1 protein-coding gene is annotated in these 13,582 nt (G+C 58.9%); it reads right to left on the reverse strand.

Going from position 1 to position 13,582, the window contains the following annotated elements; genetic code table 11:
- Positions 1-136 precede the first annotated feature (136 nt).
- Complete coding sequence (locus NZK35_RS13740; RefSeq protein ID WP_259633108.1) at positions 137-13,315, reverse strand: DUF2341 domain-containing protein; 13,179 nt, start codon at positions 13,313-13,315, stop codon at positions 137-139.
- Positions 13,316-13,582 lie beyond the last annotated feature (267 nt).

Genomic DNA, 13,582 nt, shown 5'->3' on the forward strand with positions numbered 1-13,582 from the left:
GCGGCCAACGGAGTGGTGTCCTGTGAATCCATCAATCCAACATCCTTCACGCGTTTGATCAGTTGAACGAAACCAAAACCGCAGTCTATCCGCAAGGCTGGAACGGGTTCAACGGTGACAGCAGCAGGATTGTGCTTTAGCCAAGCATGGAGTCCAACCCTTCGTCGACCCCCGATCGTGAACTGCGATAGGCCGAAAGCATCGCAATCGGGTCGATGAACCGCCACGCAGGTAAACTGGACGCGAACACCGTCATCAAGGCCCCGCCGCGCAATGCCCAGAACACGTATCCGATTGAAAACACACTCATCCCCGCGCCCGCGGCCCCGACCATCACCATCATCGATGAGTCGTCGTCTTGCTGCTGGGGATCATCCCACTGCGTCCAAACGATGGCTTGCTGCAGGTCTCGACGCAGTAAACGCTCGAGTTGCTGCAGTTCAGGGGAGTGGCTGAGGGTCAAACTGGAGGCATCGCTTGAGACCGCATAGACCCCGTAAAGTTGTCGCTCGCCCCGTATCACTTCGTCCGGCAACCCGCCGCTACCCCGCGCATCACTCCCATCGGACGTTCCCGCGACGCCACCGTCCGCTTTGACACCTGGACCATGCAGGACCGATGCCAGGGCGATGCCGGAATCTTCGCCGGACGTTGCAGTCGCCTCGGTGCTGTCCGTTGATTCGTCGAATTCCGATTCAATCTCCGATGGAGTGTCGGCATCCGATTCGGTCGCGTTCTCTGTCTCGGGCTCCTCAGAATCCGGATCAGTTGGTGACGTCGCCACCGATCCGCTGACCGCCGGCGCGGCGACGGGCACGTCAAGGACCACCTCGGCGACATTGCTCGAAAGCGTCCCGTCGGTGACTCGGTAAAAGAACGAGTCTTGGCCGAAGAAGCCCGCGTTCGGTGTGTAGGTGAAATTGCCGCCCGGATCCAAACTGAACGTGCCGTTGGTCGGCCCGGCAACCAACACGATCGCCAGCGTGTCACCATCGATGTCGGTGTCGTTGAAGATCACCCCCGCCACTCCCACGGACAACGTTTCGCCGATCGGCACCGTGAACGATTCCCCGGTCGCCGCGGGGGCTTCATTGACATCCGTGACGGCGATCGAGTTCGTCATCGTGGTCGTCGAACCGTCACTGCTCGTGGCCCGAACCGTGATCGTTTCGCTCGACGACGTTTCGTGATCGAGCGCTCCGGCAACCCGGACAATCCCCGTCGTCGTTTCGATCGAGAATCGTCCGCCGGCGTCGTCGTCGAGCGAATACGTGACAGTGGCGCCGGCGTCTACATCGCTTGCCAGTGCAGTGATGCCGACGAGGGTTCCGGACACCGCGTCTTCGGCAACGGAATTGGCCGACGGATCAACGTCAGCAATCGCGCTGATCGCATTGTCGTTGACGGGAGTCACCGTGATGGTGAAGCTCCCGGCGATCGCCGACGCGCCGTCTTCACCGCCATCGGCGAGCGTAAACCCAAAGCCATCGCCGACCGTCTCGCTATCGTCGTGACTGTACGTCACGTCTCCATTGTCCAGATCCGCCTGCGTGAACGTATCACCCAGCGTGAGTGTCCCGAATCCCGCCAACGTCAGCGTCCCGTTGTCGACGTCGTCCGTCAGGGTGTACGTCAAGTCCATCGAAGCATCGTCAACGTCACTACCGCTGAGCATGCCCGGCGCGATCGCGGTTCCCGTCGATCCTTCGGCAACCGTCATCCCTGTATTCGATGCCAAGTTCGGTGAATCATTGACCGCAGTGATATCGACATTAACCGTTCCGATCGTTTGATCCGTTCCGCCACCGGATCCGGTGTTGCCGCCGTCGTTGGCGACCACCTGGATCGTGTCGGCGTCGTTGCCGAAGGTGTGCGGCGCAGAGTGCAAGTACTGAATGTTGGCCGGCGTGTCCAAGAACGTGTTCAAGTCCGCGAGTGTTCCGGTCAGGGTCAGTGTCCCCGTGCCCGATCCGCCGACGGTGACTCCACCGCCCGTCGAAGCCGATAAATCCCCGCCGGTCGAAGTTGTCAGCGTGACGGTTAGGTTGCCGCCGTTCTCATCCAGGTCGCTTAAATTCAGCGCCGACAGATCGACGTCGCTGCTGACATCTTCGGTGACCGTGATGTCGCTCGGCAGTCCGGCGCCCGTCGGGTCGTCGTTGGTCGCCGCGATCGAGATATCACGCGTTTGTGTGTTGGAATCCACATCGCCATCGTTGACGGTGAACGAGACCGTGCGGGTCGCGATCGATGGATTGTCGCTGCTGTTGGTGTAGGTGATGCTGCGGAGGGCGACTTCGTACTGGGCCACCGTTGCGGTGCCAGAGAGTGTCAGCGTGCCGCTGCCGGCGTTCCAGACGCCGCTGATCCCGTTCTGATCGACGAAGCTCAGCACGTCTTCACCGCTGGCGTAGTTCCCGGTGATTTGGACCACCGCTGTTTCCAGATTGGCGTCATCGACATCGCTCAGAGTCAACGTCGACGTGATCGCCACCGCGCCGTCATTTTCCGTGTAGGCCAGCGTGCTGCCTTCGATCGATGCCTCTACCGGAGCATCGTTGACATTACTGATCGTCCAGTTGAACGTGCTGCTGGAGGTCGTTCCCGCACCGTCATCGACCGTGAAATCAAAACTGTCCGATGAAGTTTGGCTGCCATCGTGATCGTAAGTGATCAGGCCCGCATCGATATCGGCTTGCGTGAAGGTGTCGCTGACGTTCAACGCTGAACCGAGACGGTACAGGGTTCCGTTGGTCGGCACCGCATCAACCGTGTAAACCAATTGCGAATCCGTGTTGTCCACGTCGGTCGTCTCCAGCATCGCCGTGGTCACGGTGTTGCCGACCGATCCTTCCGGAACCGTGGCGCCGGTGTTGGTCGCCAGCACCTGCTCATCATTGACCGCGGTAATATCGACGTTGACCGTGCCGATCGTTTGATCCGTTCCGCCACCGGAACCCGTGTTGCCGCCGTCGTTGACGACCACTTGGATCGTGTCGGCGTCATTGCCGAACGTGTGTGGCGTGCCGTGCAGGTACTGGACGTTCGCCGGCGTGTCCAAGAACGTGTTCAAATCGGCGAGTGTTCCGGTCAATGTCAGCGTGCCCGTTCCCGATCCGCCCACGGTCACTCCACCGCCGGTCGAGGCCGATAAATCGCCGCCGGTGGACGTCGAAAGCGTGACCGTCAAATTGCCACCGTTGTCATCCAGGTCACTCAGGTTCAGCGCCGACAGGTCGACGTTGCTGCTGACGTCTTCGGTCACGGTGACGTCGCTCGGCAGGCCGGCGCCCGTCGGATCATCGTTCGTCGCGGCGATCGAGATGTCGCGTGTTTGTGTGTTGGAATCCACATCGCCATCGTTGACGGTGAAGGCCACGGTGCGGGTTGCCGTCGATGGGTTGTCGCTGCTGTTGGTGTAGGTGATGCTCCGCAGCGCCGCTTCGTACTGGGCGACCGTCGCCGTGCCGGTCAGCGTCAGCGTTCCGCTGCCGGCGTTCCAGACGCCGCTGATCCCGTTCTGATCCACGAAGCTCAAAACGTCTTCGCCGCTGGCGTAATTCGCGGTGATCTGGACGACAGCTGATTCCAGGTTCGTGTCATCACTGTCGCTCAAAGAAAGCGTCGACGTGATCGCTACCGCGCCGTCATTTTCCGTGTAGGCCAGCGTACTGCCTTCGATCGATGCTTCCACCGGTGCATCGTTGACGGCGGTGACCGTCCAATTGAACGTGCTGCTGGTCGTCGTCCCAGCGCCGTCGTCGACGGTGAAGTCGAACGAATCGCTGGTCGTTTCACTGCCGTCGTGATCGTACGTGATCAGGCCCGCATCGATGTCCGCTTGCGTGAAGGTGTCGCTGACGTTCAACGCTGAACCGAGACGGTACAGGGTTCCGTTGGTCGGCACCGCATCAACCGTGTAAACCAATTGGCTGTCCGTGTTGTCCACGTCGGTCGTTTCCAGCATCGCCGTGGTCACCGTGTTGCCGACCGAGCCTTCCGGGACCGTGTCACCGGTGTTGGTCGCCAGCACCTGCTCGTCATTGACGGCCGTGATGTCGACGTTGACGGTGCCGATCGTTTGATCCGTTCCGCCACCGGAACCCGTGTTGCCGCCGTCGTTGACAACGACTTGGATCGTGTCGGCGTCGTTGCCGAAGGTGTGCGGCGCAGAGTGCAAGTACTGAATGTTGGCCGGCGTATCCAAGAACGTGATCAAATCGGCGAGCGTGCCGGTCAGGGTCAATGTGCCCGTTCCACTGCCGCCGACGGTGACTCCGCCGCCGGTCGATGCCGATAGATCGCCGCCGGTGGACGTCGATAGCGTGACGGTCAGGTTACCGCCGTTTTCATCCAAGTCGCTTAAATTCAGCGCCGACAGATCGACGTTGCTGCTGACGTCTTCGGTGACCGTAATGTCGCTCGGCAGTCCGGCGCCCGTCGGATCATCGTTGGTCGCCGCGATCGAGATGTCACGCGTCTGCGTGTTCGAATCCACATCGCCATCGTTGACGGTGAACGAGACCGTGCGGGTCGCGATCGATGGATTGTCGCTGCTGTTGGTGTAGGTGATGCTGCGGAGGGCGACTTCGTACTGGGCCACCGTCGCGGTGCCGGTCAGCGTCATCGTCCCGCTGCCGGCGTTCCAGACGCCGCTGATCCCGTTCTGATCCACGAAGCTCAGCACGTCTTCACCGCTGGCGTAGTTCCCGGTGATTTGGACCACCGCTGTTTCCAGATTGGTGTCATCGACATCACTCAGCGTCAACGTCGACGTGATCGCCACCGCGCCGTCATTTTCCGTGTAGGCCAGCGTGCTGCCTTCGATGGACGCCTCCACCGGAGCGTCGTTGACGTTGCTGACCGTCCAGTTGAATGTGCTGCTGGTCGTCGTGCCCGCGCCGTCGTCGACCGTGAAGTCAAAACTGTCCGATGAAGTTTGGCTGCCATCATGATCGTACGTGATCAGGCCCGCATCGATGTCGGCCTGGGTAAACGTGTCGCTGACGCTTAACGCAGAACCGAGACGGTACAGGGTTCCGTTGGTCGGCACCGCATCAACCGTGTAAACCAATTGGCTGTCCGTGTTGTCCACGTCGGTCGTTTCCAGCATCGCCGTGGTCACGGTGTTGCCGACCGAGCCTTCCGGGACCGTGTCACCGGTGTTGGTCGCCAGCACCTGTTCGTCGTTGACGGCCGTGATATCGACGTTGACCGTGCCGATCGTTTGATCCGTTCCGCCACCGGAACCCGTGTTGCCGCCGTCGTTGACAACGACTTGGATCGTATCGGCGTCGTTACCGAACGTGTGCGGCGTCCCGTGCAGGTACTGAATGTTGGCCGGCGTGTCTAAGAACGTGTTCAAATCGGCAAGCGAACCGGTCAGGGTCAGTGTCCCCGTTCCACTGCCGCCGACGGTGACTCCGCCGCCGGTCGATGCCGATAGATCGCCGCCCGTCGAAGTTGTCAGCGTGACGGTCAGGTTACCGCCGTTGTCATCCAGGTCCGCCAGATTGAGCGCCGACAGGTCGACATTGCTGCTGACGTCTTCGGTCACCGTGATGTCGCTCGGCAGTCCGGTGCCGGTCGGGTCATCGTTGGTCGCGGCGATCGAGATGTCGCGGGTCTGCGTGTTGGAATCCACGTCGCCGTCGTTGACCGTGAACGAAACCGTGCGTGTTGCCGTCGACGGGTTGTCGCTGCTGTTGGTGTACGTGATACTCCGCAGGGCCGCTTCGTACTCGGCCACCGTCGCGGTGCCAGAGAGTGTCAGCGTGCCGCTGCCGGCGTTCCAAACGCCGCTGATCCCGTTCTGATCGACGAAGCTCAGCACGTCTTCACCGCTGGCGTAGTTCCCGGTGATTTGGCCCACCGCTGTTTCCAGATTGGCGTCATCGACATCACTCAGCGTCAACGTCGACGTGATCGCCACCGCACCATCATTTTCCGTGTAGGCCAGCGTGCTGCCTTCGATGGAGGCTTCCACCGGAGCATCATTGACGTTGCTAATTGCCCAGTTGAACGTGCTGCTGGTCGTCGTTCCCGCGCCATCATCGACGGTGAAGTCGAACGAATCGCTTGATGTTTCACTGCCGTCGTGGTCGTAGGTGATCAGGGTCGCGTCGAGGTCTGCCTGCGTGAACGTGTCATTGACGTTCAAGACGACCGCGTTGCGGTACAGCGCGCCATTGGCCGGCAGGGCATCGACGGTGTAAACCAACTGGCTGTCGGTGTTATCGACGTCCGTCGTCTCCAGCATCGCGGTGGTGACCACGTTGCCGGTGGAACCTTCCACGACCGTGTCGCCAGCATTCGTCGCCAACACCTGTTCGTCGTTGACCGGAGTGATATCCAGCGTCGCGCTGCCGGCGACGTTGTCGGTTCCGTCATTGATCGTGTAACTGAAACTGACCGAAGTGTCATCGTCACCAGCGGGGGTGTAGTCCCAAGTGCCGTCGCCATTATTGATCAACGTTCCTGCACCGGTACTGACCGCAAGTCCTGTCGCGGTCAAGGAGTCACCTTCCACGTCATTGGCATTGGCTAACAACTCAGCCTGCGTGATCGTCCGCGCCCCACTGTCTTCGGCGATCGCGGTCAATGCGACGGGACTCGTTGTGGGGGCGTCATTGATCGCATTGACTGAGAGATTGAAGGTGCCCGTAGCGGCCGACGCCCCGTCTTCCCCGCCATCGGCCAGCGAAAACACGAAGCTGTCAGCCGTGGTTTCTGAACCGTCGTGGTCGTATGTTATCAATCCCGCGTCGATGTCGTCCTGGGTGAACGTGCCTCCCACGATTAAAGCGGCTCCGTTGTTGCGAATCGTTCCCTGAGCGGTATTCGTCGTGATTGTGTAGACGAGTTCGTTGCCGTCGTCATCAGCGTCGCCTTCGTCCAGCATCAGTTCATTGATGACATTGCTGAGTGAGCCTTCGTCCACGGTAACGCCGGAATTGACAGAGATTGTGGGCGCGTCATTTTCGCCATTAATCGTGACAGTAACCGTTGCAACGTCGGTCGAGCCTTCGCCATCGCTGACCTCGTAGGTGAACGTGTCGTCGACGCTTTGCCCCGAGTCAAGCCATTCAAACTGGCCGTTCGGATCATAGCTGATGCGACCGTTCGGACTGATAGCGATGATGGCTCCAGACGGTAACGTCACTCCGTTGGCGATTTGAACCGCGTCGGTGACCTGCGATCCCGTACCAGAGTTGATTGCGGTGATGGTGAGAATGTCGGCGTCCAGATCGATGTCGTTGGACAACGCGCCTTCGGAACCAAAACTGATCAGCGAATCCGTCATCGATGCGTATTCCGCAGATATCCAGTCCGTCGACCGCGTCGCTCCGACGATCCGAACTTCATCGATCGTTCCATCAAACGTACGGGTGGTGGCGCCGGCAAAGTTACCGATATGCAAGTCCTTCGCCGAGTCGTCGTCGGCCGCCCCGGCCGGTGTTTGCGTTTCCACAAGATCCTGCATCACACCGTTGATGTAAATGACCGGATCGTTGCTGATCGAACTGCTGTCATAAACAACCACCACATGTTGCCACTCGCCGAGGGTCAACGAACCCGTCTCCGTACTCCAGATTCCGCGGTCGGTTCCTGCGAAACCGACCTCCAGATCGATCGACTGGTTACCTGCATTGACCTGTAATCCCCACCCGCCATCTGCACTCGTCGCGGACGACTTGTCGAGAATATTTCCATAGTTGTTCTCGCCGAAACTTGTGGGATTGATCCAGGCGGAAAGCGTGCCCCCGCCTACAAAGAGGTTATCCAAAGAAATGTCCGAGCCGGCATTGATCGTATCGTCAACGCCATCGAACACCTGTCCATCGGCAAACTGCCCCCCGGAATCCGTTGACCCTGCGTTCGTCGCATGGTTTCCGGTCCCGCTCGAATCTAAGAAGTCATCGTTCAGATGGTAAACGCCGGCAAAATCCGTTCCCCAAGTTCCATCAGTGTTTTGTCCGTCCAGTGCACTCGAGTTTCCGTAGTACATCCAGATGCTGTCGGTCGTTGAACTCGCGTTAATTTGCGGGACCCGCACCCAAACGTAAGACGTCCCGGCTTCATTCCAATCCTCGATTTCATGATCCAGCACCGTGACGCCGTCCGAATCGACAAACCGAAGATCCTGTCCACCGTTCTGCGTCAGGCTGTAGTCGATGCGTGAGCTGTCAAGCTGAACGAGCACCGCGAAATCGGTCAGGTTTTCAATTCGATCGGCATTGTCAAACGCCAGTTCGCGGCGAGCCGTCCAGTCGTTGTTCCACCACGCGGATCCCGTCGCGACGGTGCCGTTTTCCGCGACGACTATGTTGTCATCATTGGCACTTACAGAATCGTTCTGGGCGGCGACGGTGATCGTCTTGGCAGCGATGTTACTGGTTCCACCATCGCCGTCTGAGAACACCCACTCCAGCTCGCGGTTGACGGTGCTGGGTGCATCCGAGACGTTTTCAAAAGTCATTGCACGCATTACCGCCTGCACCGCGGCGAGATCGGCCCCGCTGTTGAAGGTGATTGCGAGCGGGAGTGTGCCGCTCGTTCCGCCCGTAATCGTACCGACCGTAACGGCGCCGCCACCATCGTTGTACGTGACCGAGCTTCCTGCAACGCCAACCTGTCCAACTCCCGTTCCCTGGTTCTCGATCGCGAGCCGATCTTCCGCCGAACCGCCGGAAGTAATTTGCACTCTCAATTGACCGTTGTAAAAGTTGAGCGAGTCCGCGTCGGTGACCGTCGCTCCAGGGTCGATGACCGTCGCACCGTCACCTTCGGTATACGCCAGCGTCGCTCCGGCCACGTCGATCACCGGGTCCGCAACTCCTCCTGCGATGACCGTCGCCAAGGACGTGATCTCATCGTTCGACGAGCTGAGTCCTGTGTCGCCGCCCTCGAAGAACAGATCGATCGAACCCTGGGTGGTTACCGCTTGACCGGCCTGGGTCAAACGAAGAACGGCGACGTCATCTTTTGAAACCGATAGACCAGAAACATCATTGTCGTTCTTCTCGAGACTGACGAAGATGTCGCCGGCCTGAAATGTCGTGCCGTTGATCGTAATGTCAGACTGAACTAAATCCAACGACTGAACGTTGTTGTTTCCGGCGCCCAACCCCAAGTCATCGCCGTAAACGAGCGTTGTCATTGTTCCTGATGCAGACGCTGCGCCAGCGCCGACTTGGTTGGGGTCGAACTGGTAGATGTCGTTGGCGACCAGATCGGCGCTCGACAGCAGAAAGCTCCCTGTATTGACGATCGTTCCGCCGACATCCACGTCGGCTTGTACGAGCGAAACGCCCTGGATCTCATTGCCCACACCCGCGGCACTATGAAGCAATTCAAAGAAGTCACCGGATCGATAATCATTCCCTGCCGCGTCGACCGGCCGGAACACGAAAACGTCTTCGTTGGTCGCCGAGACACTTGTCGTGTCGCCGGTAAATGTCACATTGCGATCCACCGTGATCAGTATATCGCCGACCTCAAGATCAAAGGTGAATCCGCCTTGACCCAACGTCAGGGATTGACCGACATAGTGCAGCGCGTTGATGCTGAATCCGACGTCTCCCGCGGTCTGCAAAAAATCGCTTACCAAGCCAAACGTTCCTGAACTGGTGCCCGGTTCAATATGAAAGTTCGGATCGCCGATCGAAACGATGTCTTCGGAGGTCCAGTTATTGAGTCCGACGGTGCTTGAGTTCGAAGCATCACCGGCCGTTGACAGCAGAATTTTGATGTCGACGGGCAGCATGTTGATCGTCGCCGATTCGACCGCCGAACTGTAGGCGGACGTGCCCCCGTTTGACGAAACATTGACGCCCGTGGTGCCAGAAGGATTCCCATCGGTCGTATCCCAGGCGCGGAAGCTGAACTGCGCCGTGCCACTAAAGTTGCGATTCGGCAGGTAGCGAACCCGGTCATTTGCCGTGGTCGTCAACAATACAGCCGAACTGTCGCTTGCGCTGGCGATCGGGTTCCAAGAAGATCCGCCGTCCGTGGAAAACTGCCACTGACCGTTCGTGTTGTCAACGTTTGTAATCGCAATGCCTTCGACGGGGCTCGAATCCACATCGGTGATTCGGTCACCGCCAGCGCTCAAAATGACGTCGGAGATCAAGTCGCCGTTGCTGCGATCGTCGTTCTCAAAGATCTCGGTCAGCGTCATCGTGCCGCTGTTGTCCAGCACCGGTGCGTCGTTATCAGCCGTGATATCGACGTTGACGGTGCCGAGCGTTTGATCGGTTCCGCCGCCGGAACCGGTGTTGCCACCGTCGTTGACGACGACTTGGATCGTGTCGGCGTCGTTGCCGAAGGTTTGTGGCGTGCCGTGCAAGTATTGGACGTTGGTCGGCGTGTCCAGGAATGTGTTTAGGTCGGTCAGCGATCCGGTCAAGGTCAGCGTGCCCGTTCCAGATCCGCCGACCGTGACCCCGCCGCCGGTCGAAGCCGATAAATCTCCGCCGGTCGATGTGGTCAGTGTGACCGTCAAGTTGCCGCCGTTGTCATCCAGATCCGCCAAGTTGATGGCCGTCAGGTCGACGTTGCTGCTGACGTCCTCGGTGACCGCGATGTCGGTCGGCAATCCGGTGCCGGCCGGATCGTCGTTGGTCGCCGCGATCGAGATGTCACGCGTCTGTGTGTTCGAATCCGCAGCGCCGTCATTGACGGTGAAGGACACCGTTCGCGTCGCCGTGGTAGGATTGTCGCTGCTGTTGGTGTAGGTAATGCTCCGCAGCGCCGCTTCGTACTGGCTCACGGTTGCGGTTCCGGTCAGGGTCATGATCCCACTGCCAGCGTTCCAGACGCCACTGATGCCATTCTGATCGACGAACGTCAGTACGTCCTGCCCATTGGCGTAGTTGCCCAAAATTTGGACGACCGCCGATTCCAAATTGGTGTCGTCGACGTCGCTCAAGGTCAACGTCGAGGTGATCGCCAACGCACCGCCGTTCTCGGTGTAACTCAGTGATCCAGCCTCGATGGAGGATTCCACCGGAGCGTCGTTGACGGCGGTGATGTACATGTTGATATTCGACGCGGCGCTCGTTCCACCACCGCCGTCGGAAACGACACCACTTATGACGCGGGTGGCCGTCGACGGATTCTCTGAAACATTGCTATAGGTGATCGCCCTGGCCAATCCCTGGACCGCGGCGACGCTGGCGTTCACATTCAGATCGACTGCCAGCGCGGTCGCTCCCGTACCTCCGCTGAACGTCCCGATCAAGTTTCCTTCGTAGTAGACATTTGCACCGGTTGTGCTGATTTGCCCTGCGCCCGTGCCCACATTGCGGATTCCCAATCGATCGTCGACTGTCGCATTTGCCGTGATCGTAACGGTGAAGTTACCGCCATCGAAATTGGCTGAGTCCGAGTCAGTGACGGTGGCGAACCCGTCGTAAAGGGGCGCGTCGTTCTCGGTGTACAACGCATTAACGTTCGATGCAGTCAAGGTGGGTGCCTCGGAGACAACATACTCAACGCTCAACTCGGGTCGCAGTGAGGCCGTCGATGCTTCGGAGCTCTCGAAGTCGAAGCCGTTCACGTTGCTATTAAAAAGTGCCCAGCCGTTGTTTGTGCCCCCGTTGGACCACGTTTGCAACGCGTCCTCCAAGCCGGTGATCGTGTACAAGCCGAAACTGCTTAAGTCGGTGATCGATCCGTCCGCCGATGCGACATACTCGCTGCCCGACTGCAATCCACTGCCGAGCGAGTTGTAAGTTGACGTTTCGTCCCAAGAGGCCAACATCTCATGAAGCGACAAGGTGCCGGCCGCGTCGCCGGTCCCGACCGCATTGATCGTCAGGCTCGCGGAAACGATCGTTGAACCGAGCGGGATTTGCCCCGGGCCGGTTCCGAAGATACTGCCGAACTGAATCAACCCGACACCCTCAAATCCATTGTTATGATCCGCATCAACGACAACTGAAACGTCATTGCCATACGACGAGGCGGGCGAATCACCGTTGATACTGGTGTCCTGCGTTCCCGTGTAGCCGCCGATTCCCTCTTGGAACGTCGCGGTTTGTGTAGGAACGGTGCTGTACTGGACTTGAACGTTGTCAGCATAGAAATAGGCTTCAGTCGATCCTGATCCGATGAAGCGAATTTGTGTGTTACTTGCAATGTAGGCCGTTAGATCAAAGGATGCGCCGGTTGTACCGTTTGTCGACGAAAGGCTATACGACTGCAGAGTATTCCAACTGCTGCCGCCGTTGTCCGAAACTTCAATGGCAACGCTACCACCGCCTCCGTCGATATCGACGCGTCGGTAGTCAAAGGTAAGTGTTGCTGAAACCGCACCTGAAAGGTCGACTTCCCGGCTCATGCCGTCATTTGTGATCGTAACCCCGTCTCCACCGAGACGAAATTCGCCACCGGTGACTCGAACGTCACCCGATCCCGTGCCGTCGCTTTCGCCGAGTTCTTGCCAATTTGCGGACCAGTTTTCTGACCCATCGTTGTTGCTGAAACTGTTGGTGGAGAATTCGTCTCGCACGGTACTGGTTGCCAGCAAATGTGCCCAATCCTGCTGCACGTCTACGCGAAACGCGACGTCCGTCTGGATCTGTCCTGTTTCGTACTCCAGGTCCCAGTCACCACCAAGTGAATGATGTCCCGTTGCATCGTTGCTTGCCGCAACGTCGCATTCGCAAAGTTCGGCGAGGGCCTCGATCAGATGGCGTCCTTCTGTCGTACTTGCCAGGTCACAGCCGTAAATCAATAGATCGGCGTCCGCGTCCAGTGATCCCGCCCACGCCGCAATATGACCGGCGAAACCGTTCGCCGATTCCTGATCCAACCGCGTGTTGCCGAGTTGAATTCCGTCGCCATTTCCGTGGCTGAGGATGTGGATCGCATCGACGCCGGACATGTCAGCCAGCGTCTGCGTGATTTGGGCGATCCCGTCTTCGTCGGAAGACAGGCGGACGATGGACCACTGAGTGCCGTCATCAGAATGATCGCGCAGCCCCGCCAGCAATGTCTCAGCGTCCTCAACTCCTGCGTCGACGAAGACAACTTCCAGCGGGCGTGAAGGATCAAACGCTGGCCTGTCGACCCGATCGTTTGATTCAGCCTCAGCCGATTCTGCATCGCTCGGATCAACCGAATGGGCACCGAAAAACGGGTCCGACGTTCCCGCCGGATCGGATTCGAGCAGCTGGGTCATCAACGCGTCGAGGATTCCGACATCCCCGTGCGCAGGCGCATCACCGGCATCGAACCCGTCCGCGCTGAGCAGGATTCGGTCTTCCAATTGGTAGAATTCAAAGACGCGTTCGTTCTTTTGAACAGGCAAGGTGGTGGATCCAAATCTAAAACATCGCGACCAGTAAGAAACGACATTTGACGCCCTCCGCACTCGTCGTTTTTCACTTTTCAAACCTATGTCGGTGTGAATGCAATGCGGTGAAGAACTTCCGCTACGGCGGTCAATGCAGGAGAACCGACGTGGTGGATTGTCCCGATCGTAGCGATCACTCCCGTTTGCACGCGTTGGCAGCGGACCTTGGGCGATGCCCAAGGCTATGGCTGTAAACGGCCGTTGGCCGAAACCATGCACTCA

The sequence above is a fragment of the Stieleria sedimenti genome (assembly GCF_025060895.1).
GTDB classification, from domain to species: domain Bacteria; phylum Planctomycetota; class Planctomycetia; order Pirellulales; family Pirellulaceae; genus Stieleria; species Stieleria sedimenti.